Here is a 24,917-nt window from a genome sequence, read left to right as displayed (position 1 = left end):
AATGACTACCTATATCAGCGATTTATTTAAAGGAAAAGTTGTACTCGTTAGCGGCGGTACCTCGGGTATTGGGCAGTCAACGGCTGAATTTTTCGCTCGTCACGGCGCTAAGGTCGTTGCTATAGGTCTCGGCGCGGATGAAACAAAAGTCACGCCTGGGGTTGACCTCGATCTTCGAGAAGTCAACGTCACTGACGATGCGGCGCTCAAAAAAGTCATTGAGAGCCTTGATCGCCTCGATATTCTGGTGCCAGCAGCTGGAGGCACCCTGGGAGAGAGAGAAGTCGAGTGGGAGGCTTTTAACCAAGTGCTATCAGTACAACTGCAAGCCGTTTATAGGCTCATTAACCTGTCATACCCTTTGTTGGCAAAGCAAGGCGGATCCATTATCAACATTGCTTCAATGTTCTCATTTTTCGGCGGTGGCAAGCTTGTCGCATATGCGGCAGCAAAAGGGGGGATTGTTCAGCTTACCAAGTCTCTCGCGGAGGCCTACGCACCTGATAATATTCGTGTAAACGCGGTTGCTCCGGGCTGGATTGCAACCCCCTTATTAGAAAAAATCGATGACGAGGCCAAGAGGGCTAAATTGCTGTCTCGAACTCCGATGAAGCGGTTTGGCACTGCCGAAGAGGTTGCCAAGGCAATTGCTTTCCTGGCTTCTGATGCCGCATCGTTTATAAATGGAGTCGTTCTTCCTGTGGATGGTGGCTACCTAACGACTGCTATCTAAGTGTGTACGCATCCACTTTGATAGGCTAAAAATGGAGTCCACCTAATTTAGGTTAGGTGGACACCGCCGCTTTGATCGAAGGTGGGACAAAGGTGTATTGCCCGGGCGATTACCGCTTACCTGAAGTTCTTCATTAAACGCCTTCCGACGAAGCCAACCAGTGAGATTACGGAGTTGTTGCCTCACGGTTTACGCGCTCTTTAGTACGCAAATCATCATTTCTGGTCTTTCAGGCGCCCCGATCATGAGGATAGTTTAGCTTCGTGTTTCCTCTTGCCTGCTTCTATCATGTTCAGGCCAATTGTTGATCGGATGAGCACGGTCTTCGTTGAAAATTTCCGTCAGAAGGGCGTTGGCCCGCTTGTATGCGTCGTACTTGAACTCAGTGTCGTCCTCGGGCTGCGCGGCCATTTCTTCAAGCATTTCCTGGTTCAGGCGGCGGAATCGATCCGCGCGTTCACGGGCCTCGTAGGGCCCTACGCCCAGTTGTTCCAGCGCTTTGCGTCCAAGGGACAAAGCGCTCTCAAAAGTTTCCCGCTCGACTGCCTCTATGCCCATCTGACGTAGGGTAATGATGTGCCCCATATCGCGAGCGCGCACCACCAGCTTCAGGGAAGGAAAATGCTCTTGAGCCAGCCGGGTCAATGCCAGGTTGTCTTCCTGATTGTCGATCGCGTTGATCAACACCACTGCTTGTGCAGCACCGGCGGCGTGCAGCAAATCGAGGCGGGTCGCGTCGCCGTAGAACACCTTGACCCCGAACTTGCGCAACGTCTCGATATGATCGGGATCGTGATCCAGCACCACTACTTCAAAGCCACAGGACATTAATAGACGGCCCGCGATTTGGCCGAATCGACCAAAGCCGGCGATGATTACCCGAGGATTGCGCTGGTCGATGGTGTCCGCTTCCTGATTGTCCTGTTTTCTTGCGGACTCCAGGCGATTGAGCACAAGGATCAGCAGAGGTGTGACGCACATGGACAGCGCTACCGCCAAGGTCAGGCTTTTACCCCAGGGGTCGACCAGGATGCCGGCAACCGTTGCTGCGCCAAACACGACGAAGGCGAACTCACTGCCCTGACCGAGAAACACCGCCTGCCAAGAGCGCTGTTCAGTAGGGACACTCAGGAAGCGACCAAGGAGTTTGATAATCAGCAGCTTGATCAGGATAAAACCCAAGGTCAGCGTTAAGACTTTCAGTGGCGCATCGATCAGCGTGCCGAAGTCGATCGACATGCCGACGCCGATAAAGAACAAACCGAGCAGCAGTCCCTTGAATGGCTCGATGTCACTTTCCAGCGCGTGCCGGTATTCCGAACTGGCTAACAGGACGCCGGCGAGAAATGCGCCCATAGCCATGGACAATCCTGCCTCTTCCAGCAACAACCCGAATCCAAACACCAGAAACAGCGCAACGGCACTGAAGATTTCGCGCAAGCCTGAGCGCGCGACAAAGCGCAGAACGGGCCGGGAAACGTACTGACCCAAGAGCACCACCGCGACGATCGCACCGACGATTTTTGCGATGGACAGCGCGAGTTCTGCGCCGGAAGGCGTACCACCATTTGTTGCTAACAATGGAATCATCGCGACCAGCGGAATCGCCGCGATGTCCTGAAACAACAGCACGGCAAAGCTGCTGCGACCCACTGCGGTAGGGATCATGTTTCGCTCGTTCATGGCCTGCATGGCGATGGCGGTCGACGACAGACTCAGCGTCAACCCAACCAACAGTGCTGCTGTCCAGTTCAAGCCCAGTGCGGCGCAAAACACGGCAATTGCAACACCGCAGGCCAGCATCTGCAATGCGCCGCCACCGAAGACCATTCGGCGCATGGCCCAAAGACGTTTGGGATCAAGTTCGAGGCCAATGATAAACAACATCAAAACTACGCCGATTTCAGCAAAGTGCAGGATGGATTCCACATCAGTTACCAGCTTCAGGCCCCACGGGCCGATCAGGCAGCCGGCCAACAGATAACCTAGAACCGGGCCAAGTCCTAACCGAACGGCGATTGGGACTATCAAGGCAGCCGAGCCCAAGTAAATGAGCATCTCAATCAGACTATGAGTCTCCATATCAATCTTCCTTCCAGGAGGCCAAGCGCGCGTAATAGTGCTCGATTTGTGAGTCTAGGGCCTCGGGTGCAGCTGCATACGCGCCGTGCACCACAATCGGGTTCAGCCAGTGCATGTTGCAATAGATTGCCGTTGCGTGAAGGGGTTGAGCCAACACCGAGAAACCTGGGTGGTCGCCTATGTGGAAATGATCGTGCTCGCCACCCGTCGTGACGGCCCAAATCAAGCTCTTATCTTTGAGGGCGACAGAGCCTTTACCGTATGCCCAACCGTGAGTGAATACTTTATCGATCCACAATTTCAGAAGAGGCGGGGAGCTGTACCAGTACATCGGATGTTGCAATACGAGCAGCTGTGCTTGTTCGACTACCCGCTGTTCGGCTTCAACGTCGACATTGAAGTCTGGATAAAGGTCGTACAGGGAGCGTATTACCACGTCGGGATTGCTGGATGCTCGTTTGAGCATTGCTTGGTTAACATGTGATTTTTCGGGGTAGGGATGGGCGTAAATGATAAGAATCAATGATGGCCTCCAGGATGTCCGTTAGGTCGATGGGTATTAAAGTATTCACATAACGGGTGGTTACCATTCAAATATCTAAGGCGCAATGGATGCGCCTTCAATGAAAAAGCCCTCCTTGAAGATAGGGGCAGGTCTCGAAAGACCTGATGCACCAAAATCAGGAAGGGCTGAATAATCAGGTTAGCGCTTTATCCACCAGCTTGGATCTTCAGCACCTTTTCAGCTGTGATCTGCTCGCCGGCAATACCCCAGCTACCGCTTTTAACTTCCTCAAAAAGAACCCAAGTGAGGGCGCGCATGTTTTCACCCTCAACTGAGACCATGGCCTCGGTAACTTTATGAATCGCCTCGGCTTTTTGTTCTTCCGTGAAAACGCCTTCAATACCTTTAATGATGACTAATGGCATAGTGTGCTCCATTTCAATGAGGGCTATTGGTCAGTGTCGAAGACGCCCATATCTTCGTGACTTTGGGAGGTCGGATTGCAGGAACAGCTTTTCACATACACCTGGACATGACAGGCAGGTCTGTATTACGAGGCCCATCCAACGCAGAGCTGAACGTAAGGTGTTTGTCTGAACTATTTACGCTTCAGCCCAAGCAGCTTGGACAGGCACATAATTTAGGTAGACAAACTACCTAGATGAAGCCACCGCATCTGAGCCGATACCACCGACCCGGATTCTGGTTTCATTGGAAGCTACTTGATTTCTACCCACGCGATCCGAGCCATCAGCGGCCAGGCTTTTGGCCCCGACATGGTCGGCACCATCGGAGGCTACGCTTTTGGCCCCGACATGGTCGGCACCGTCAGCGGCTACGCCTTTTGCCCCAACATGGTCGGCACCATCGGCGGCTACGCTTTTTGCTCCGACGTGGTCGGCACCGTCAGCAGCTACGCCTTTTGCCCCAACATGGTCGGCACCGTCAGCAGCTACGTCTTTTGCCCCGACATGGTCGGCACCGTCAGCGGCTACACGTTTTGCCCCGACATGGTCGGCACCATCGGAGGCTACGCTTTTTGCCCCGACATGGTCGGCACCGTCAGCGGCTACACGTTTTGCCCCGACATGGTCGGCACCATCGGAGGCTACGCTTTTTGCCCCGACATGGTCGGCACCGTCAGCGGCTACGCCTTTTGCCCCAACATGGTCGGCACCATCGGCGGCTACGCTTTTTGCTCCGACGTGGTCGGCACCGTCAGCAGCTACGCCTTTTGCCCCAACATGGTCGGCACCGTCAGCAGCTACGTCTTTTGCCCCGACATGGTCGGAACCGTCAGCAGCTACGCTTTTTGCCCCGACATGGTCGGCACCATCAGCAGCTACGTCTTTTGCCCCGACATGGTCGGCACCGTCAGCGGCTACACGTTTTGCCCCGACATGGTCGGCTCCATCGGCAGCCACCTGACCTGTGCCGTGCTCAGCCCCACTTCGTGCCACTGCGCCTGCTCCGACATGATCAGCCCCATCAGACGCGACCGTGGTAGGTGTGGCTTGGCTATCAACCACAAATGCTCTGGAGACTTCTTGTGCCTCTGCAAGGAATTGCGATTGAAGCCCTAAAGCGTATATTCCTACTGCTGATAAAAACAATCCGGAAACAAATTTACGGTTCATAATTTTTCTCCCTAACGTCCTTCATGTTTATTTTCAATAGCCGGTGAAGGTTTAGAGCGTGACAGCCTACGTATTGCTAAACGTAGGCTGTGCTTTAACGTAGTTACGCCGGAACAGTTTGCGCAGCGTTTACGTAATTCGGGTAATCGGTATAGCCCTTGTCAATCGAGCCGCTCACCCCGTAGTAAGTCGAGCGATCGCCCTCTGCCAACGGCCAGCCGTTCTTCATACGCTCTACCAGATCAGGGTTTGCGATGTAGGCGGTGCCGAAAGCGATGAGGTCGAGTTCACCTTTGGCCAGTTCAGATTCTGCGATTTCTTTGGTAAAGCCACCGGCAGCCATCAAGGTGCCTTTGTAAGCCTCGCGGAACGCTGCGCCGAAACCTGGTGGTGTTTGCGCGGCGAGGATGGTCGGCTGGTAATTCAAGTGAACAAACGCCAGCTCTCTTTCATTGAGGGCAGCCGCCATGCTCATCCAGGTTTCTTCTTCGCCTTCGTACACACCGAAGTCATACAGGCGACCAAACGGCGAGAACCGCACGCCGATCTTCGAACCACCGATTTCAGCAGCAATCGCGTCAATGGTTTCCAACAGGAAGCGTTGACGGTTGGCGATGGAGCCACCGTACTGGTCGGTACGAGTGTTCAGGGCGCTGCTAAGGAACTGATCGAACAGGAACCCATTGGCAGCCATGATTTCGATACCGTCAAAACCGGCATCCATCGCCATGCGCGCAGATTTCACGAAGTCCGCGATAACGCGTTTCACTTCGTCAGTTTCCAATGCACGTGGTGCGCTGGGTTGAACTGGGCCGGCTTTGCCAGGCTCAATCCAGGCATACACCGTAGTGTCCACAGCAGGCACTGTCCCCGAGGAGACGGGCGCCATGCCATGCACCGAGACATGGGACATGCGGCCAACGTGCCAGAGTTGCGCAAAAATCTTCCCGCCCTTGGCATGCACAGCGTCGGTAACTTTGCGCCAACCTGGCAAGTGCTCATCAGCGTAAATGCCAGGGGTGTAAAGATAACCACGAGCCTCGTCGGAAATCGGCAGGCCTTCTGTGATCAGCAAACCGGCAGAGGCACGTTGTGCGTAATACAACGCATTGGACTCATTTGGAATGTTGTCCAAGGTTCGGGTGCGAGTCATGGGGGCCATGACGACGCGGTTCTTCAAGGAAATACCGGCCAGATTGTAGGGAGTAAACAGCTTATTCATGATGAATCTCGACGTCGTTGAAGGGTGGTAGGTCGGCGTTTGATTTAGGATTTGTCGAACGCGTCGAGTACGTGGGTGCTGTAGACCAGCGCAGCACCAGCGTTCATGTTGATGGCTACACCCAATGCTTCGGCTACCTCTTCGCTGGTCACACCAAGTTTCTTGGCTTCAGCTGCGTGGAAAGCAATGCAGCCATCACAGCGGGTGGTCACCGCCACAGCTAGCGAAATCAGTTCCCGGGTTTTGGCATCCAGGTGGTTTGTTTTCGCGCCGGCACCACCTAGCGCAGCCATGCCTTTCAAGGTCTCAGGAGACAAGCCATTCAGCTGTACCAAGCGGGCATTGATGTCTTGACGAGTTTGCTTCCAATCTTGCATAGGATTCTCACATGGGCGTTAACGCCCTGTAGGTTCGCGGGATAATTTTGAATCTGCATATACGCTACCATCTAGTTGGTAGGCTTGCAATAGGTGATGCGACATTCGGTTTTATCATGTCATTCTGAAGGCATATACGGTCGACCGTTAGCTGCCATACGAGGGTGGTTGGGCGGCTCTAAATCTGGTATTGATGACCTACCTAGTGAATGGTAGTGTTCCTGTGGAGGGGATTTCGGACGGGAGGAGCCCGACTCCATCAATCCGACGGATGCTCATTCAGAAAGCCACATAGCTAGCAGGAATCGCTGATGAACTACCTTGCACATCTTCACTTAGGCGGTCAGGAGCCGCAGCAGCTGCTGGGGAGTCTCTATGGGGATTTTGTAAAGGGGAGGCTTTCAGGAAATTATTCTGCAGCGACTGAAGAGGCAATCAGGCTGCATCGCCAAATTGATGCTTTTACGGATTCCCATCCATTGGTTAGAAGGGCGCTTGATCGATTCCCGGCAACAAGACGTCGCTATGCGGGAATCGCGCTCGATATGTTTTTCGATCATTGCCTAGCGCGGGATTGGGAGCGATACGCCAATGTGTCCCTAGACGTTTTTTCTCAGAAGGTCTACCGGCTTTTAGAGGACGAGCCCGCTTTGCCGGAACGATTGGCTCAAATCGCGCCGTTGATCATCGCGGAAGATTGGCTTGGAGCGTATAGGGATTTTTCGATGATCGGCCATGGGCTGGAAGTCATCTCCCTGCGCCTATCCCAACCAGATGGCTTGCGTGGGGCATACGAAGAGCTGACAGCTCTGTATGAGCCGCTAAGTGCGGATTTCCTAGAGTTCTATCCATTGCTGTGGCAGTACGCCCAACCCGGTTCGGAAATAGGAAAAAAATTGCCAATTCCGATGGTTAGCGTTTAGACCAGGCAGCTCGTCTGGATACGAAGAGCTGCCTCTGAAGCTGATTTAGTCTGGAATAAAATCAAGCGGTACTTCACTTGTTGATTTTATTTCTTCCATTGCAAACATGGACGTGATGTTCGCTACGGGTAACTGACCGATGATTTTTTTATAAAGCACGTCATAGGCTTGGATATCCGGCAAGAAAGCGCGGATCAAATAATCAACCTCGCCGCTCATCCGATAGATATCAACAATTTCTGTCATATCGCGAGTCGCTTGATAGAAACGATCTATCCATTCGATGGAGTGCTCTCTAGTTTTAATCATGATGAACACTGTCACTTTTGCATTCAGCGTCGTTCTGTCGAGGATGGCGACACGTTTCTTTATGAAACCTTGCTGTTCCAGGCGTTGAATTCTGCGCCAGCAAGGCGTCATGGAGAGCCCGACCTGCTCTGCGAGCTCGGTCACGGGCTGAGTAGCGTCGCGCTGAAGGCCCGCCAGTATTCGACGATCGATACGGTCTAGACGGGAGGAGCGATCCGGCAGCTTTGAAGAACTGGTCATTTACACAGCCTCGAAAAAATATTGCACAGATAGAGAAAACATTGGAAGTGGCTTCCAAGTCAAGAGGTTCAGGTGTGGAAATTTTGCAATAGTTTACCTATTGTCAAATGGTAGTCTTTTTTCAACAACGAGACGGATCGAGCGGAGTGCTTCATCAGGGAGAAAAAAAGAGGTGCGTCCCAGCCCCAAAGCGGGCGCGCTGAAAATAACAAGAGGCTCAGAGGGCCATCCCCTCGAATCTGCGCTTGGCCGGCGCATCACTGGGAGATACCGATATGATTTTCAAACGTATGGGCATGCGTCTGTTACCGGCATTGGTTCTAGTAGGAGTGGTTTCCGGATCATCAGGCGTTTACGCCGAGGGAGAGGGGGATGGCATATGGGCCGCAGCCCAAAAATCTGGATCTATTCGATGTGGCACGGCGGAGGCTCCGCCCTACATCATGAAAGACCCGGCCACAGGGGAGTATTCAGGTTTCTTTGTCGACGCATGCAGAGAGTTCGCAGAAATACTGAAGGTCAAGCCGGTCTTTGTGGACACCAGTTGGGACAACATGATCGCTGGCTTGCAATCCAGAAAATGGGATTTGGCACCGGCACTTACGGCTACCCCGCAACGTGCGCTCTCTATCGTGTTCTCTAAAAACCTTTCAGCTACCGAATCGACCTTTATTTACAACCAGAAAAATCCCAAGACGAATCAGCCTAAGGGAGTTGCTGATATCGACCAACCGGGAGTCACCATCGCGGTGTCATCTGGCACGGCTCAGGATAAATCTTTAACGGCCATCATCAAAAACGCATCGATCATGCGGCTGCCTGGCCCCGACGAAATCCGTTTGGCTGTTATGTCCAAACGAGCTGATGTGATTTTCGATACATCGGCAGCTAATGACCTTTTCGCCGCTTCTCACCCCGACTGGGCGGTAGTTCTTAGACCTGTACCAGCGATCGATAAAAAAGGTGTTTCATTCGGCCTACGGCGTGATACCTCATACGCTGATCTTCAAGTATTAGACCTTTATATCAATGATGCCGTCGCGACCGGTCATATGGATGAGCTAATCAAAAAAGCTATCGCGCACGAGACTAAATAATTTTCTTGTGAATGGTAGTGGCTGTCTGAATTTGGAGTAGAAGCTAATGGCAAATACAAACTATCTCGTAGAAATGAAGGGGCTGCACAAGAGCTACGCAGGCGGCGTAAAACCTGTGCTGCAAGGTTTGGACATTAGCATGTGCCCTGGTGACCGTGTCGTCGTGATTGGGCCGAGTGGTGGCGGAAAAAGCACGTTGCTACGAGTGTTGATGGGTCTAGAAGATATTGATAAAGGCCAATTACTGTTTCAAGGTAAAAACTATATTACGACTGATAAGTTCGGAAGAACCGTAATTGATAAGGATATTCGTCGTAACATCGGTATGGTTTTCCAGCATTACACTTTGTTTCCGCACCTGAATATTTTACAAAATCTGACACTTGCGCCGATCAAGGCTCGGGGAGAGTCAAGACAATCGGCAGAACAGCGAGCGCGTGGTTTGTTGGCCAGATTTGGATTGGAAGGAAAGGAAAAAGCCTATCCAGCCCACCTGTCTGGTGGACAAAAGCAGCGAGTGGCTATCGCCAGGGCTTTGATGCTCGACCCAAAATTGATGCTATTCGACGAAGTTACGTCGGCTCTTGATCCTGAGCTTGTCGCTGAAGTCGAGCAAGTCATTATGCATTTGGCTGAACAATCCATGCCGATGGTGATCGTGACTCACGATATGCACTTTGCCAGGAATATCGCTTCTCGCGTCATTTTCTGCGCTGGCGGTGTGGTTGTCGAAGATGGCCCCCCGGAACAGGTACTTGGGAGGCCCAAGGAAGCTCGAACGAGAGAGTTCATACAGAGAGTCTTTCATATTGGCGAGACTGTAGGAGTCGGACGTGAACTATCAATTTGATTTGTTCTTTATCGCGAATGGGCTCTGGCCACTACTGAAAGGGTTGGTCGTAACCCTACAGCTCACCGTGGCGGCGAACATCATAGGGTTGACTCTGGGTTTCGTTATTGCGCTCTTGGTAATGAGCCCCAATCCGATACTCCGTTGGCCTTTCACTCTGTTCATTGAGTTCTTTCGCTGTACTCCTGCTCTCATCCAGATCGTATGGTTTTTCTACTGCATACCTATCATATTCGATGTGTACATAGATGCATTGACTATGGGGATCTTGGCGATTGGGCTTAATCTCGCAGCGTTCAACGCAGAAGCGTACAGGGCGGCCATCCAGGGAGTGCAAAGCAATCAGTACGACGCGACTATTGCGTTGGGCCTCTCTCCGTTTCAACGAACGGTCTATGTAGTCCTGCCCCAGGCGTTTCGCTCAGCTCTTCCTGTATTAGTTGCAAATGGTATCGGCGCTTTTCAGCAAACGGCACTCGTGGCGATCGTAGCGTTGCAAGACCTTATGTATATGGGAAAGATCTTGGCCACAGATACCTATCGTCCTATCGAGGTGTTCACGGTTATTGCACTCATATACTTTGCGATATCGTTCCCAATATCTCAGCTCGTAGAATACATAGAGCGCCGCCGCAAAGCGGAAAACTCATGAGGACGCGGCCATGGAACTAGACTTCTCAGTAATCTTCGATTACAAGGCTGCTTTGCTATATGGCCTTTTACTAACTCTAAAGCTCACCGCGATCTGTGTGATATTGGGATGCGCTTTAGGCTTTATGGTTGCCATAGCGAGGAGCTCAAAAAACAAAATTATATATGGAATTAGCACCGTATATGTGGCGTTGTTTCGTGGGACTCCTGTTCTGATTCAGCTGTTCTGGATGTTCTTCTGCTTGCCTCTAGTATTGGGTATTGAACTCTCAAACCTGACTTGCGGAATTATTGCACTTACGTTGTATATGGCGGCGATAACCAGTGAGACATTTCGTGCGTCGTTCAGCTTCGTTAGCAAAGAGCAACATGATGCGGGGGTTGCTCTCGGACTGACTTACCGTGTCCATACATTGTACGTTCTTCTACCGCAGGCGCTCCTCAGAGCGGCCCCCACGCTTTTATCGAATTGCACTAGCTTGTTTAAGGAGAGTGCACTCGTCTCCGCCGTGGGTATGGCCGACTTGATGTTCGTTAGTCAAAACATATCTAACCGAACGGGGCATCCGGTGGAGCTGTTGACCGCTGCTGCAGTAATTTATTTTGTAATTGCGTTTCCTATTACTCGCGCTGTCACGGCGCTGGAGCGGAAGATTTTGCATACCATGGCTATTTAGTTAAGCAAAAAACAAACCCTTTGTAGCGATTGATAACGGTTAATAATTTAAGCGCTCGTAGCGAAGTAGGATGACTATGTTTAATGGCGATAGACCTTTCATTAGCGGACAAGAATCTGAGATCGGCCATTCAATGTGGTCTGCGACTGGTGGGGCAAAGCCAGAAAGCGTGATCCTTGCACGGCAAGAATCGTGCGATGTGTTGATCATCGGTGGCGGATTTAACGGCGTGACGGCCGGACTCCACTGTGCGGAGCGCGGTGCTAAGACGATATTGGTTGAGGCCCAAGAAATTGGTTCTGGTGCGAGCGGTCGGAACGCTGGGCAAGTGAATCCCGGCCAGTTCCTCTCGCCCGAACAAATCCTCCGCGCGTTAGGCCCCGATTATGGCCAGCTCTTCTTGAAGGAATTGGGTAGCGCCCCAGACGTCGTCCGTCAGTTGATACGCGATTACGATATTGATTGTGCCGCTGACGAGAGGCCTATCATCCGCTGTTCAACGTCTCCTCAGAAAACACGAGAACTCGAAACCCAAGCCTCGGATTGGCAAGCCTTGGGCGCGAATGTTCAGATGGTCTATGGCTCTGAACTCGAAGAGATGAACGGATCGACCCGATACAAAGCTGCGCTGATCGATCATCGCGGATTTACGCTTCAACCGCTTGCCTACGTGCGCGGGTTAGCGCGAGCCGCAGTCGCCAGAGGTCTTAGAATTTCCACCGGGTCTAAAGTGACATCCCTGGAACCTTCAGGTAACGGATGGGTTGCTACCACCGGCAATACCACAATAAAAGCCGACAAGGTCATTCTCTCAACCAACGCATACAGCAATGATCTGGTACCAGGTTTCAAAGAGGAAATAATGCCTCTGGGTGCTTTCGGTATCGCCACTGCTGATCCGTTGCCTCCTGAGTGGAGAGAACGAATTTTGCCTCATTACATCGCCATGTGGGACACCCATAAGATACCGCTGTGGTTCAGATATGACCCGGTAGGGCGTCTTCATGTTGGATCTATTGGATTCCTTCCCATTCATTCAGAAGGGGATAACTGGGTAAACCGCGCAATGAAGTTTGTCTACCCATTCGCGCCTACATTCAAATGGGGCTATCGGTGGTCGGGCACGCTTGGCCAAACGGTCGACAGATTGCCGCATCTCGTTGAACCGCGCCCGGGCATCTTTGCAACCATTGGATGCAACGGGCGAGGCATTGCGCCAAACGCTTATTTCGGAAAAATGCTGGCTAAGATCGCACTCGGCGATGACGTAGTTACTCCGTTGCCACTAAGAAAGTCTACGAAATATCCAATGCGTGAGATCGCGTTAGAAGCATATGACGCTGGAATTCGTTTCTATCGTAATACGTTACTTTTTACGTAGCCAAAACGAAAAAAAATCGTGGGCTCTGCAGTGCTGTTGGAGGACTTCGTTCACGCGTTAGCGAATCCTGGGAAAATAATACCAAGAGTTGTGCATTTTTTAGAAGTTTATTCGGTTTTTCCTGGGTTTAGCGGTGAAGATTGGAAACTGCTTTTGATGAAGGAAGAATACACTGACTTTATCGAGCCCGATTAGCAAAATAGCGATATGAGTGGCCTCTAGGGCTGTTTGCGACGAGATGACCTATATTTCGGATCTATGTTGATAGGTGAAGAAAAATGAGTGTGAAATCAACAGAATGTAGTGCTCTAGATGAACTGGCGTCCAGGGTACAGGCCGATCTCCACGTTCTACGTTTTCCCCATGACCCTTGGGTGCTGCCCAAGACGCACCCTAGCGGCAAGCATGTCTATGACGTTGCTATCATCGGGGGAGGCCAAGGCGGGCTGGCAATCGCGGCGGGTCTTTTGCGCGAACGGGTTGATAACATCGTAGTTTTTGATCAGCAGCCCAAGGGACTGGAAGGCCCATGGAACAATACGGCGCGGATGCGCACTTTGCGTACCGTAAAGCATTTGCCAGGTATTGATGCGTCCTTAACCAGTCTTGCACCTCAAGCCTGGTACACAGCCAAATACGGCGAAGAGGCTTGGGAAGAGCTGATCAAAATTCCGAAAGGTGACTGGCAAGAGTATCTTACATGGTGTCGCGATACGCTGAAGATTCCAGTCGAGAATCTTACTGGTGTCTCCAACGTCATCCCAGAAGACAAACTGTTTCGACTAGAGCTGAACAGATTCGACGGTCAAGGGGAAATATCGGCTCGCGAGGTTGTTTATGCTCGCAGAGTAGTTGTAGCCACAGGTGTTGATGGCAGCGGGGCATGGCATGTACCTAAGTTTATTTCATCGGCATTGCCCAAAGATCGATATGCTTCTTCAGGAGAGTATATTGATTTTTCCAAGCTTGTAGGGAAGAAGATAGCTGTTCTCGGTGCAGGCGCATCTGCATTCGATAACGCTTCGACCGCGCTTGAGGCGGGAGCGTTAGAAGCGACTGTTTGTATTCGTCGCAAGGATATCCAGCGTATTAATCCTCAGATCTGGATGGCAAAAGCAGGGTTTCTTAATCATTACGCTGATATGGATGATCGCCTGAAGTGGAAATACATGCGGCATATGTTCAGGTACAACATTCCAGCTCCGCAGGACGCCTACAATCGCTTGTCAGGCTTAGAAGGTGCGAGCGTTCGTACCAATGCGGCCTGGGAAGGAGTAAAACTCGTAATTGATGATGGAAAAGAACAAGTTGAGATCACCCTTGCGTCTGGGGACAAGCTCAAAGTGGACTACTTGATAGTCGCCGTTGGTTTTGTGAATGATTTTTCTCTACGTCCGGAGCTTTCAAAAATTGCCAATGACATAGCACTCTGGCAAGACATATATAGCCCGATTCATGGAGAGGAAGACGCTCAAATTTCCAGTCATCCATACTTGGGCGATAATTTTGAGTTTGTCGAAAAAAGGCCTGGGGAAGCTCCCTACATTTCGAAGATATTTAATTTCACCTACAGTGCGCTCGTAAGTATGGGGCTTTCCGGCTCTGCTATCAGCGGGTTTAGATATTCGGTTCCTCGCGCGGTGTGTGGTATCACCAAATCGCTATATCTTGAGGATGCTGAAGAAATTTATAATAAATTTACCGATTATGCTGAGCTTGAGATGGTAGGGGTCGTTCCCTTCAGTAATTCAACTCAAACAAGCAAGATTTTCGCTGATTGAATTAAGTGTCGTTGTTCAGCCCATGAAAGGTATCGGCAATCGGTACCTTTACTAATTTCGAAGCTGTGAATTTTAATATTCTTAATAAGGGGTAGGATATTTTTATGAAAAATATTTCCACTTTGTTAGCGCCTGCTGCAGTTGGCCCATATTCGCAAGCAGTATGTCATGGCGAATATCTGTTTGTTTCGGGACAGCTCGGTATTGACCCTTCCAAGGGAGAGCTAGTGGCGGAAGATGCCTTGCTTCAAATGAAACAGTGCCTCAGTAATATTTCAGCGATTGCTGGAGCAGCGGGTACCGATATTTCGAAGACTATCAAAACAACAATAATGGTTACGAACTTAGGTGATTTCGCCAGGTTGAATGAAGTGTATGCGAGCTATTTTTCTTCACCGTTCCCCGCTCGCGCCACGTTCGAGGTTTCCGCACTACCGAAAGGTGCCCTCGTCGCAGTAGACGCAATTGTCGCTTTGGACTGAATGTTGAGTCAGTAGCCAAATACAGGATATTTATGAATCTTAATCTCGGAAATCAGGATAAAGAGTGGACACGCTGGGCGATTGGCGTGTTGCAGGGGGATGCTAATCGTTCTGCCGATACACATCTGATTCCTTTAGATTTTAATGGGTTGCCTGGAATATCGATTTATCTGAAAGATGAGTCTACTCATCCTACAGGCAGTCTGAAGCACCGCTTGGCACGATCGCTTTTCCTGTATGGCATCTGCAATGGCTGGATAAAAAAAGGTACTTTGTTAGTCGAGGCATCTTCTGGCTCAACAGCTGTCAGTGAGGCGTATTTCGCCAAGCTCCTAAATCTGCCTTTTACTGCAGTAATGCAGCGTTCCACCAGTTGCCAAAAAATCGATGCTATCAATCGATTAGGGGGGACATGTCACTTTGTTGACAATCCTGGGGCTATCTATACGGTCGCCGAGCAACTTGCTCATGAAACGGGTGGTCATTACTTAGACCAGTTTACAAATGCAGAACGCGCTACTGACTGGCGTGGCAACAATAACATCGCCGAAAGTATATTTTCGCAAATGGCGATGGAGAAAGATCCTGAACCAGCTTGGGTGGTTATGAGTGCCGGCACTGGAGGAACGTCAGCCACAATCGGAAGGTATATCAAGTATAAGCATCTGAATACTCGACTTTGTGTAGTTGATGTTGAACATTCCGCTTTCTACGAATCCTACGATACTGGGGATAAGGCGAGCACTTGTGCGACTCCGTCTCGCATCGAAGGTATCGGTCGGCCTAGGGTAGAGCCTTCGTTTATCCCTGATGTCATCGATCACATGATCAAGATTCCAGACGCCGCTTCACTTGCTGCCATGCACGTTCTTTCAGAGCGGTTATCGCGCCGTGTTGGTGGTTCTACGGGAACGAATTTCTTTGGTGTTTGTTGTATCGCGGAGCAAATGCGCTCACAGAAACAGACAGGTTCGATAGTATCGGTGATTTGCGATTCGGGAGATCGTTATGCCTCTACGTATTACGATGCTGATTGGCTTAAAGAAGCCAATATTGACATAAGGCCTTATGAGAAATATTTGAATTTGTTTCTCGACGGAAAGAGTTCGGATGTGTCACTGATCAGCCTCTGTAAAAATATATGCGGCAATAGTGTTGTGGCTCATTATTAGTTATTAATAATTTTATGGCTCTTATGCAAGCTTTAAATGATTAGGCACCTGGTTCTTGAAAACAGGTGCCTCTCGGTGTGCGCCAATCGGTTTTTTGGGGATCAGCCGACGATCACTTCGCTGATCTGAATGATGGGCTTGATACTGGTGTAATTGGCGATGTCCGCTCCGATAGCCTTGGCATGCGGCCCGAATGCGGAGGCGAATGCGTCGAGTGATTCGAAGAATAGATGACCTATCGCAATGTAGGTCGGAGCGCTTCCAGGTACTGGGCCTTGAAGGCCTTTTTCAATAGTGAAGTGACTGCAGGCCCCGGCCATCTTCTGCTTAATCATCGTCATATGCTGCTCACGATAGTAATCGAAGTCGAAGGTTGCACCAGCTTCATTCGGGTACAGAATGCTTACGTCAATCATTGGGTGTATTTCCCTGGTTTATTGATTAAACGACGGCAACACCAATGGGGCGTTCGCCTGAGATGGTTGTTCGATGCATGAGCCGTAGGTGACCGTCGTAGCCACCGTCTGCATTGTGTAGCGTACAGCGGTTGTCCCACAGGGTAAGCATGTCCGGCGCCCATCGGTGACGGTAGACATATGTGTCCTGCACCATGTGCTGATACAAATAACTCAGCAGCGCCGTTGATTCTCCATGAGTCAAACCCTGAATACCCTGCGTGTAGACAGGGCTCACGTAGAGAGATTTGCGACCCGTTACGGGATGTACACGTACCAGCGGGTGTGGCCAGGTTTTGTCGGCGTCTTCACTGACCACTATCTTCATTGAGCGTGCTTCAGTCTCTTTTGCGAATAGGCCATTTTTGCCATAGGGCATGCTCGCAGAATGTATCGCGACGAGATGATTCATGAGTCCTTTCATCGTCTCAGAAAGGTCATCGTAGGCACGATAGCCGTCGGCAAATAACGTATCGCCACCCACGGGCGGAGTGATCTTGGAATGTAGGATGGTTCCCGCCGGCGGCTGTTCCTGAAAGCTCCAGTCTGAGTGCCACTGGGCACCAAAGTTAACTGCCTTTTCATCAGCCTTGCGTCTGAGTTCGAGAATGTGCGGATGAGCCTCCATCGGGACGATATAAGGGTCTATTCCGAACTCACCAAACTGAAGCGTGAACGCCTCCAGTTGTGTGTGGGAGAGTGGCTGATCCGGAAAGTAAATGACTGAGTGCCTGGCCCACGCTTTCTTTACCTCTTCAAGCACAGCTGTCGCTAATGGCTGATCAATCGAAATACCAGTAACCCTAGCTCCGAAACCGTGAGCCTCGGGTTCCACATGAATATGCCTGAAGTCGCTCTCCATCATCGCAGTCCCTTCTCTCGTTTTTACTAAAAAAATCACAGGATGACCGTGAAGCGATTCTCCGATGTCAGTCCGCTGCTGTCGTTGCTCCCTTGCGACAGAGAATTGATCTGAGATGCCAATACCTTCGGCGGCTGTTTTCCCCGCTTTTGAATTGTCGTGTCGTAACAAATCTTTGGCGTGTGGTGCCATTCACGCCGATTGCCTACGTACCCACACTGAGCCGACCTGCGTAGCGACTGCGCCGCAATGATCAATAAAAATCCCGGGAAGGGTATGGAAGGGGACGAACGATGGGCGGTTACGATATGAGTTTTAAGCGTGCGTTGGCCCGTGGTGAGCTAGACGGCGGGTTCGACACGATCGTTATCGGTTCCGGTGCAGGCGGCCTAAGCACAGCCGCATTGTTGGCTCTCGAAGGACAGCGCGTTTTGGTGCTCGAACGCCACGCGGTGTTGGGCGGCTGTTTGCAGTCCTTCAAACGCCAAGGCTTCGAGTGGGACGTAGGCCTGCACTATATGGGGGAGGTACACCGCAAAACGAGTGGACTCTATCGCCTTTTCGACAAAGTCTCAGGCGGTCAGCTTGAATGGGCGCCCATGCCCGAAAATTACAATCGCATTATTGTAGGTGCCAATAGCTACGATCATATGGCCGGTGCACAAGCCTACAAGGATCGGCTTAAGGACTACTTTCCGAAGGAAGCGAGCGCGATCGATCGTTACGTAGAGCTAGTGGGTGAGGCAAGCCGGGCTGCGAAATCTTTCTTCGGAGAGCGGGCCTTGCCACATTCAGTTTCTGAGGCAGCTTTCACCAAGGCTCAGGCTGCATTCATGCCACTTGCACAGCGCACAGTGCAGGATGTTTTGGACGAGTTAACTGACAATGCTGACCTCAAAGCAGTCTGGTGTGGGAACTACGGCGACTACTGCAATTCCCCTGCGGAGGCCTCTTTTGCGATTCATGCCATGGTATTCAGCCACTACATCGATGGCGCTAGCTACCCCGTTGGCGGCTCGCAACGCATCGCCACAGCAATGGCCGACACCGTTCGTGCTGCAGGAGGAGCTTGCCTGGTGGCGGCAGAAGTTGTGAGCATCGAAATGTGTGATGGTTGTGTGGTGGGTGTACAAACCGCTGATGGAAGCCAGATTCGCTCGGACAGAGTCGTCAGTGCGATTGGTATCTCTCAGACCGTACCGCTTCTGGCTAATGCTGATCCTGAACTGACCCAGCCTTTGGGCGAGGTAACTAAGAGCATTGGTACCACTCAATGTTTTGCTGTGCTTAACCTTGGCTTCGACATCGCAAATGCAGATCTGAACATTCACCCAGCCAATCTTTGGGTGCACCCAAGCAACGATCTCCCAGCGAATCTCGCTCGGTACAAAGCTGATCCAGTTCGACAGCCCATGCCCCTGCATTTCATTGCCCATCCATCACTACGGGATCCCAGTTGGGCCGACCGCCACCCTAAGCAGAGCACGATGGACATATGCGGCCTGACTGATTGGTCGGTGTTCGAGCGTTTCACCGGCACGAAGTGGAAGCACAGAGGTGCAGAGTACGAGGACATGACGGCAAGACTGAGCGAAGACCTCTTGGCCGTGGCCTTAAAACATTATCCTCAAATCGGCGGACGCATTGCTCATGCCGAGTTAGCTACACCTCTAACTTTCAATCACTTTCTAAACCGCAGCCACGGCAATTTCATGGGTTATGAGCAAACGCCGCTTCGTTTTGCACAGCGATGGATGCGTGCACACGGCCCTGTTAAAGGCCTGTACTTCGGCGGACAGGATGTGACTGCTGCCGGAGTCAGTGGCGCGATGGTCAGTGGGCTGGTCGCGGCGAGTGCGGTTCTTGAGCGCGACCTTTTTCGAGAGCTTTAGCCCTCAACTTCGCACCGGGTTGAATTGGCTTCACATGTCGTAATTTGGTGGTGGGAACTCTCAGTGCTGTTGATTGCAAGGGCCTTTCCTCCTGCAGATAAGCTGCCTGCCAATTCATGGCGCAGTGCACTGGGTGCCTTACCGAAGTGACCTCGCACAGCATGCGAAAACGCACTGGGCTCAGCGTAGCCCAGCCGTTCTGCCAGCAAGACAAGCGGTAGTTCGGGATCAGCCAGGCCTTCCAATGCCTCGCTCATACGCACCGCTTCCAGTAATTGGCGGAAGGATGAACCGCGCTCAGCCAATCGACGCTGAAGAGTACGTCTGCTGAGATCCAGCGAGCGCGCTACGCTGTCGCAATTCGCCTGGGAAAATCCCTGCGCGGCGATGGCTGCACTGACGTAATCAAGAAGCGTGTCCGAGCGACCCTGGGTTTTAATCATCGCCTCAGCGCGCCCGAGTAGAATGCGAAGCAGTGTTGGATCAGCAGCCTGCCAGGGTGAGTCCAGCTGTTCAGCGCCAAATACGGCACGAGCGTGCTCGACTCCGAGAATGACCGGAGAATCAAAATAGACTTGATAGCGGTCGGCTAAACACGCGTCAGTACCAGGTAGCTCAATTCTGGTTGGCCTACGGTCAGCCGGCATACAGTTATAGAGCAGGCGCATGTACGCGGCAAACAGCGAATCTATCTGGGCTGGATGCATGGCAACCGGGCTGGGTGTTACGTGGTAAACCAGCTGAACACCATTGTTGGAAGCAGGTTCAATTAAAAAACGACCAGAGTTGCTAACCAATTGCTGCAGCCTGACCGTATGGGCGAGCGCCTGGCGTAAGGAGCTACTGTGCATCAACACCAGTGCTACGACGTTCATCGATTGCAGTGGCAGTGCTACGCCAACCTTCAAGCCGAGCAGCGGATCCTGGGAGAGTTGCATCGCGCGCTGCCAAAGCCTCCTCACTTGCACGAGTTGCAGCTGCCGCGTAGGCGCCACGTCTTCCCAGTGTTGAGTCCAGGGAGCGCCCAAACGGGAAGGCTCGATACCTTGCCGAGTCAGTTCCTCGATGACGCCTACAAGCCAAGTGGCACTGACGGTGAGAGGTCGGGTCATTTTATATCCGTTAGCCGCAGTGCATTGCTTGGTTGGAACGAGACGAGACCCTACTAGGTGTTGTATTGCAAATCGGTTGCTCAGGGCCATCGAAGTGTTACGACAAACTGTGTAGCACGTCTGATAGGGATATTCCAAGGCCTGGCCGGCCGCGTCGATTTCGCTTCGAGATACGCGTAGTGGGTTGGGAGTCAAAGAAAAGGGAGGGGGGTAAATCGTAGTGTGGAGCTGCAGCTATTGAACTCAATCATTTTGACAAGCGGGCAGTTTGGGGCTGCCCGCTATTTTGATATCACTTCAATGGAACGTCTGATCAGATTTTTACGGGTTCACCTAAAACATGCATCAGGCGGTTTGCCCAACCGAAGATGGCTGTGGCCAGCACGAGGTCGACAACCCCAAGCGTGTCAAAGCCGAGTTCTTTTAAGGCATCGGCATGCCGTGCATTCAGCACTGGAGGTGATTTGGCCAACTCAACCGCAAAGTCAAACAACGCCTGAGAGCGCTCATCCAATTGTGCTTCGGTTTCGTCTGCAAAGATTTTTGCGACCAGCTCTGTGCTTTTGGTCAGCTGATTGTATCGGGCGCCGTGTACTGCGGCGCAGTAGACGCATCGATTAACAATTGAAGAACCAATCGCCCCCAGTTCACGCTCAGCTGGGGGCAAGCCAGCACGGCCATACATAATGGCGTTGAACAAAGGGGATCGCACCGCGAGCGACTCAGGGTCATGAGCGAGAGTGAGCACATACTCCGAGATCTTTTTGCTCGACGGAGTCACTTTCATCGCATCAAGCTGCTCTTGGCTCGCACTTTCTAACTCAACTGGCTTGATGTACGGCGACCAGTGAGGCACCGATACGGTGAAATTATGCACGACCTGGCTCATTTCATTTCTCCTGCAATTTTGAATCCTGCTACGACCCGGAGCTGGTAGTTCACGAAAGCGAGGACTTCAGTGAGCCTTACGATGTCCGGTTCTGAAATCCCAGCGGCCTTTAACGTATCGATATCTTGCTTTGTAGCTTCTCGCGGCTTTTGAGTGACCAGATCCGTGAATCGGATGATCGCCATAAAGCGTTCATCCCCGTAAGCGGACTGCTGAGGATTGGCGGCAACATAAAGGCCTTCTTCGCCACCTGCTGTCTCAAGACAAGCATGGTAGTGATCAGCCAATTCTTCAGAGTTGCTCAACCGAGCGATTCGTTCAGCAAGGGCTGCACGTTCTGCATGTGACAGACCACCGGGATCCTTCGGAATGATCACTGCATCATGGCTCGCTTGACTCAGCGCCATAATTTCTGCCCGCTCAGCAATGGCCATCGCGAGCGGAGAGTTTTCGTTTGCGCCGACAAGACGCTCGATAATGTTCGGAGTAAGCATATGAGTTCCAATAGTTAGCGACGCGTTATTTCCTGAATGCAGCAGTGCTCGATAGCGACTAAAAAAACACGTTCGCCGAACCTTAAAGAACGCTCGCAAGCGAAACGAACTTCGTGGTCATGAAAGCATCCAGTGCGCCAGGGCCACCTTCGGTTCCGTATCCGGAATCTTTTACGCCGCCAAACGGGTGCTCGGGTAGGGCAACGCTGTGATGGTTGATCGAGATGGCGCCAGACTCGATGCCGTTAAACAGCTTATTAGCCGAGCTAAGCGATCGCGTGTATGCGTATGCAGAGAGGCCGTATGGCAGTCTGTTCGCTTCCTTGATGGCTTCATCGATGTCGTCAAAAGAATTGATCAACGCAATCGGCCCGAAGGGTTCTTCAACCATGGCGCGAGCGGTCACCGGTACATTCGTGAGAACGGTGGGTTCGAAGAAATAACCCTTGTCGCCTACGCGGTTGCCGCCAGTCTCCAGCTTCGCTCCATGGGATACCGCATCCGCCACGAGTTCTTCTGTTGCCTTAAGCCGGCCAAGGTGAGCCATTGGGCCCATAGTCACCGTCGGATCAAGACCGTCGCCCACCTTGATGGCGCGTGCGCCTTCCACGAAACGGGAAACAAACTCGTCGAACACTTTAGAGTGAACAATGAAGCGAGTCGGGGAGACACAGACTTGGCCTGCATTTCGATATTTAGCGGCGACAGAAATCTTGACTGCGGTAGCGATGTCCGCGTCGTCCATAATGATTACCGGCGCGTGGCCACCCAGCTCCATCGTGGATCGCTTCATGTGCAACCCTGCGAGGCTCGCAAGCTTTTTCCCACTGGCGTAGATCCGGTGAAGGTCACTTTCCGGATAGAGGGATGGGCAATCAAATACTCAGAAATTTGGCCCGAGTCGCCAAACAGCAGGTTGACTGCTCCAGGAGAAACGCCAGCGTCAGCGAGTGCTTTGACGAGCTCGACAGCACAGGACGGTGCCTCGGTCGCACCTTTCAAAATGATCGAACAGCCGGCAGCCAAGGCACCAGCGACTTTTTTTACGGCTTGAATGAGGGGGAAGTTCCATGGCGCAAATCCCACTACAGGCCCGATAGGCTCCATCAAGGTAAACTGATGAATACCTAATGCGCGAGACGGGATGACACGCCCATACGCGCGCCTGCCTTCTTCAGCGTGCCAATCGATTGTGTCCGCAGTTGCGGCGACTTCACCCATCGCCTCAGCCAGGGGCTTTCCGTGCTCAGCGGTAAGGATTAGCGCGATATTTTCTGCGCGCTCACGAATCAGGTTTGCCGCTTTGTGCATAATCGTTGCGCGATCGAGCGCAGACACCTGCTTCCAGGTGGCAAAACCTTTCTCCGCAGCGATTGCCGCATCTTCAATGTCAGCCAAGCTAGCTTTCGCAATGAGTCCGATCTGCTCTTCCGTTGCCGGATTGATTACGGGGATCGATTCACTGGGATGCGTGTTACGCCATACACCGCCAATAAACAATGGTATTTGTTCCATGATCACCTCTCAGTTGCTAATGGTTTTGACGTCCCACGGCTTGGCTAAAAACTCATTGTGGTGCTCAGCTACAAGCTATTTACGACACATGGGCTTCAACAAAATATAGGGCATCTCACCACGGAAAATTTTCCGTTTTTTTGCATAAATCGTCGAGAAATTAGAATTTATTTCTACAGATGGCGATTCTTGTAAAATAATTATTTAATCAGCGCGTCGTGTGCAATTTCGCGTCTACTAAGTGGGAGTTTCCGTCCGTAGTTGTTTCGAAGTGAGCAGTGGGTGATCCGACCTAGCTGAACAAATTCACTTATCGGAAAAGCGCTTTATTTTTGAACAGGAAGATGCCGCGAGCGCTATTGACTATTTTTTGGTAATGCCGAGATGGATTAGCTCAGAGGCCTTTCCGGTCTTCAGTTTTGTTTTTTTGAGTCGCGAAAATTAGTTGGTGCTACCCCATGCCACCGCTTGAACGCTTGAGAAAAGCTCGATAAGTCACTAAAGCCTAGTCGCTCAGCGATCCTGGTCAGACTCAGTCGCGAGTCCTTAAGCATCTCGATGGCACTACAGCTGCGGGCCTCAGCAAGCAGGGCCCGAAATGTGGTGCCTTCATCGCTCAGTCGGCGCTTCAGGGTGCGCGTGCTGATGTGGGTAAGACGGGCTATTTCGGAAAGATCCGGTGGTGTGTTGTCTAAGCTAGTTAGGTAGTGCTGCACTAGGGCAGTCATGCCCGAGCGGGCGACTCTGCTTTGCATCAATTTTGTGCACATCTGTTCGCACATGCTTACCGTGACGGCATTGGCCTGGGGCAAGGGGTGAGACAGGAACGCGCGATTGAAGGACAGGCTATTGCAGCTGGCCGAGTAGGCCGGAGGGGTACCCAAAAGGTGATCGTTGCCAGGTAGCATTGGCGCAGTGGCTCTGAGGGTAAAATGCGACAGTGCGAAGTGTTCACCAGCCAACTCTTTCAGCAACACCGCTGCTGCAGCCATATCCCGACCCAGCACAAAGTCACGCAAGTCTGACGCTAGCCCAGGTGCTTGAAAGGTCAACACACCATCATTGCCTTGCTCTTCATACAAAATGACGGTGAAAGCGTAGGTGAGCGGCAGAAAGCGCAACGCCAGTGCCAAGGCATCACCTGTAGTCGCACTGCTAATCAAGCCGTAACCGAACAGGCCATAGGTGGAGAAGTGATAGCGTGTACCAACTTCAAATCCCAAGCCGGATGGATTCCCCAGAAGCGTCAGCAAATTGCTGATCAAGCGTAGCTCCTGGTCGGCGGTCAACTCGACATTCGGATCACCCAATTGCGCCTGAGTCAGCCCAGAGCCCGCAAGAACTTTAGTGACCGACAGGCCTTTTTCACGACCGAATTCGAGCTGTAACAAGGCGCTGGCGGGGCCGCGCGTAAAATCCCGAAAGCTCATGCCTCTTTGCCTATTGCGAAAGATTGGCCCAAATAATAAAGCAGTTGGCCCTTTCCAGCATTGGTCTCTTCCCTGATGGGCGTCACCATCATCCATGTTCCGTTAGCCGTTTTAACAACAATAAAGGCCGTCTCGGTGCTTGGCGTGAA

24 protein-coding genes and 1 pseudogene are annotated in these 24,917 nt (G+C 51.7%); 12 read left to right on the top strand and 13 right to left on the bottom strand.

Translation table 11 applies throughout. The features are described from left to right. Window position 1: 1 nt before the first annotated feature. Complete coding sequence (locus K5R88_RS08525; protein WP_226299724.1) at window positions 2-733, top strand: SDR family NAD(P)-dependent oxidoreductase; 732 nt, start codon at window positions 2-4, stop codon at window positions 731-733. Between the two features lie 255 nt (window positions 734-988). Here the strand turns inward: K5R88_RS08525 and kefC are convergent, their stop codons facing one another. The 3 genes from kefC to K5R88_RS08510 all read right to left on the bottom strand — a co-directional run bounded on the left by kefC (window position 989) and on the right by K5R88_RS08510 (window position 3,745). After that, window positions 989-2,815, bottom strand: a complete 1,827-nt coding sequence (gene kefC, locus K5R88_RS08520; protein WP_226299723.1) for a glutathione-regulated potassium-efflux system protein KefC — start codon at window positions 2,813-2,815, stop codon at window positions 989-991. Between the two features lies 1 nt (window position 2,816). Beyond that, window positions 2,817-3,338, bottom strand: coding sequence for a glutathione-regulated potassium-efflux system oxidoreductase KefF (gene kefF, locus K5R88_RS08515; protein WP_226299722.1), 522 nt, complete (start codon window positions 3,336-3,338; stop codon window positions 2,817-2,819). A gap of 188 nt (window positions 3,339-3,526) precedes the next feature. Next, window positions 3,527-3,745, bottom strand: a complete 219-nt coding sequence (locus tag K5R88_RS08510) for a tautomerase family protein (RefSeq protein WP_226299721.1) — start codon at window positions 3,743-3,745, stop codon at window positions 3,527-3,529. A gap of 297 nt (window positions 3,746-4,042) precedes the next feature. Between K5R88_RS08510 and K5R88_RS30870 the strand changes: the two genes are divergently transcribed. After that, the gene (locus K5R88_RS30870; RefSeq protein ID WP_226299720.1) at window positions 4,043-4,903 is read left to right on the top strand and encodes a hypothetical protein; all 861 of its coding nucleotides are present in this window, start codon (window positions 4,043-4,045) and stop codon (window positions 4,901-4,903) included. A 157-nt stretch (window positions 4,904-5,060) separates the two neighbouring features. Here K5R88_RS30870 and K5R88_RS08500 read toward each other — a convergent pair whose 3' ends face one another. Together K5R88_RS08500 and K5R88_RS08495 are read right to left on the bottom strand one after the other, a co-directional pair. Next, the gene (locus K5R88_RS08500; protein WP_226299719.1) at window positions 5,061-6,179 is read right to left on the bottom strand and encodes an alkene reductase; all 1,119 of its coding nucleotides are present in this window, start codon (window positions 6,177-6,179) and stop codon (window positions 5,061-5,063) included. 44 nt (window positions 6,180-6,223) lie between these two features. Beyond that, entirely contained in the window at window positions 6,224-6,556 is a 333-nt protein-coding gene (locus tag K5R88_RS08495; RefSeq protein WP_226299718.1) for a carboxymuconolactone decarboxylase family protein, read from the bottom strand. A gap of 311 nt (window positions 6,557-6,867) precedes the next feature. Here K5R88_RS08495 and K5R88_RS08490 point away from each other — a divergent pair, with 311 nt between their 5' ends. After that, window positions 6,868-7,479, top strand: coding sequence for an acyl carrier protein phosphodiesterase (locus K5R88_RS08490; protein WP_226299717.1), 612 nt, complete (start codon window positions 6,868-6,870; stop codon window positions 7,477-7,479). 45 nt (window positions 7,480-7,524) lie between these two features. Here K5R88_RS08490 and K5R88_RS08485 read toward each other — a convergent pair whose 3' ends face one another. Continuing rightward, window positions 7,525-8,028 (bottom strand): Lrp/AsnC family transcriptional regulator, encoded by a 504-nt coding sequence (locus K5R88_RS08485; protein WP_008015727.1) that lies wholly within the window; start codon window positions 8,026-8,028, stop codon window positions 7,525-7,527. Between the two features lie 275 nt (window positions 8,029-8,303). Between K5R88_RS08485 and K5R88_RS08480 the strand changes: the two genes are divergently transcribed. The 8 genes from K5R88_RS08480 (at window position 8,304) to K5R88_RS08445 (ending at window position 16,119) form a co-directional block, all read left to right on the top strand. Then, window positions 8,304-9,125 (top strand): substrate-binding periplasmic protein, encoded by an 822-nt coding sequence (locus K5R88_RS08480; protein WP_028941113.1) that lies wholly within the window; start codon window positions 8,304-8,306, stop codon window positions 9,123-9,125. Window positions 9,126-9,171: 46 nt separating this feature from the next. Next, a complete protein-coding gene (locus tag K5R88_RS08475; RefSeq protein WP_226299716.1) occupies window positions 9,172-9,975 on the top strand; it encodes an amino acid ABC transporter ATP-binding protein in 804 nt (267 codons plus the stop codon). Then, the gene (locus K5R88_RS08470) at window positions 9,959-10,627 is read left to right on the top strand and encodes an amino acid ABC transporter permease (protein ID WP_226299715.1); all 669 of its coding nucleotides are present in this window, start codon (window positions 9,959-9,961) and stop codon (window positions 10,625-10,627) included. The genes K5R88_RS08475 and K5R88_RS08470 overlap by 17 nt, the downstream gene beginning before the upstream one ends. Window positions 10,628-10,637: 10 nt before the next feature. After that, window positions 10,638-11,303 (top strand): amino acid ABC transporter permease, encoded by a 666-nt coding sequence (locus tag K5R88_RS08465; protein WP_226299714.1) that lies wholly within the window; start codon window positions 10,638-10,640, stop codon window positions 11,301-11,303. A 70-nt stretch (window positions 11,304-11,373) separates the two neighbouring features. Beyond that, on the top strand, window positions 11,374-12,684 hold the full coding sequence (locus K5R88_RS08460) for an NAD(P)/FAD-dependent oxidoreductase (RefSeq protein ID WP_226299713.1): 1,311 nt from the start codon (window positions 11,374-11,376) through the stop codon (window positions 12,682-12,684). A 278-nt stretch (window positions 12,685-12,962) separates the two neighbouring features. Beyond that, window positions 12,963-14,465: an FAD-dependent oxidoreductase gene (locus K5R88_RS08455; RefSeq protein ID WP_226299712.1), complete on the top strand. Its 1,503-nt coding sequence runs from the start codon at window positions 12,963-12,965 to the stop codon at window positions 14,463-14,465. A 104-nt stretch (window positions 14,466-14,569) separates the two neighbouring features. Beyond that, the gene (locus tag K5R88_RS08450) at window positions 14,570-14,947 is read left to right on the top strand and encodes a Rid family detoxifying hydrolase (protein WP_226299711.1); all 378 of its coding nucleotides are present in this window, start codon (window positions 14,570-14,572) and stop codon (window positions 14,945-14,947) included. 32 nt (window positions 14,948-14,979) lie between these two features. Further along, window positions 14,980-16,119: a PLP-dependent cysteine synthase family protein gene (locus K5R88_RS08445; protein WP_226299710.1), complete on the top strand. Its 1,140-nt coding sequence runs from the start codon at window positions 14,980-14,982 to the stop codon at window positions 16,117-16,119. Between the two features lie 101 nt (window positions 16,120-16,220). Here K5R88_RS08445 and K5R88_RS08440 read toward each other — a convergent pair whose 3' ends face one another. Further along, the gene (locus tag K5R88_RS08440) at window positions 16,221-16,535 is read right to left on the bottom strand and encodes an EthD family reductase (RefSeq protein ID WP_226299709.1); all 315 of its coding nucleotides are present in this window, start codon (window positions 16,533-16,535) and stop codon (window positions 16,221-16,223) included. A 25-nt stretch (window positions 16,536-16,560) separates the two neighbouring features. Continuing rightward, the gene (locus K5R88_RS08435; RefSeq protein ID WP_226299708.1) at window positions 16,561-17,628 is read right to left on the bottom strand and encodes a TauD/TfdA dioxygenase family protein; all 1,068 of its coding nucleotides are present in this window, start codon (window positions 17,626-17,628) and stop codon (window positions 16,561-16,563) included. A 101-nt stretch (window positions 17,629-17,729) separates the two neighbouring features. Here K5R88_RS08435 and K5R88_RS08430 point away from each other — a divergent pair, with 101 nt between their 5' ends. Next, window positions 17,730-19,328 (top strand): phytoene desaturase family protein, encoded by a 1,599-nt coding sequence (locus K5R88_RS08430; RefSeq protein WP_226299707.1) that lies wholly within the window; start codon window positions 17,730-17,732, stop codon window positions 19,326-19,328. Here K5R88_RS08430 and K5R88_RS08425 read toward each other — a convergent pair. The 5 genes and pseudogenes from K5R88_RS08425 to K5R88_RS08405 all read right to left on the bottom strand — a co-directional run bounded on the left by K5R88_RS08425 (window position 19,325) and on the right by K5R88_RS08405 (window position 24,864). Next, window positions 19,325-20,440, bottom strand: a complete 1,116-nt coding sequence (locus K5R88_RS08425) for an AraC family transcriptional regulator (RefSeq protein WP_226299706.1) — start codon at window positions 20,438-20,440, stop codon at window positions 19,325-19,327. The genes K5R88_RS08430 and K5R88_RS08425 overlap by 4 nt on opposite strands. 313 nt (window positions 20,441-20,753) lie before the next feature. Further along, window positions 20,754-21,329, bottom strand: coding sequence for a peroxidase-related enzyme (locus K5R88_RS08420; protein WP_226299705.1), 576 nt, complete (start codon window positions 21,327-21,329; stop codon window positions 20,754-20,756). Next, window positions 21,326-21,823 (bottom strand): CMD domain-containing protein, encoded by a 498-nt coding sequence (locus K5R88_RS08415; RefSeq protein WP_008015713.1) that lies wholly within the window; start codon window positions 21,821-21,823, stop codon window positions 21,326-21,328. Before K5R88_RS08415 ends, K5R88_RS08420 begins: the two co-directional genes overlap by 4 nt. Window positions 21,824-21,905: 82 nt before the next feature. Further along, window positions 21,906-23,338, bottom strand: a pseudogene (locus K5R88_RS08410) (NAD-dependent succinate-semialdehyde dehydrogenase). Window positions 23,339-23,751: 413 nt separating this feature from the next. Further along, a complete protein-coding gene (locus K5R88_RS08405; protein ID WP_226299704.1) occupies window positions 23,752-24,864 on the bottom strand; it encodes an AraC family transcriptional regulator in 1,113 nt (370 codons plus the stop codon). Between the last annotated feature and the right edge of the window lie 53 nt (window positions 24,865-24,917).

The organism is Pseudomonas sp. MM213, from assembly GCF_020423045.1.
GTDB classification, from domain to species: domain Bacteria; phylum Pseudomonadota; class Gammaproteobacteria; order Pseudomonadales; family Pseudomonadaceae; genus Aquipseudomonas; species Aquipseudomonas migulae.
This window is presented reverse-complemented; position numbering and strand designations above follow the sequence as displayed.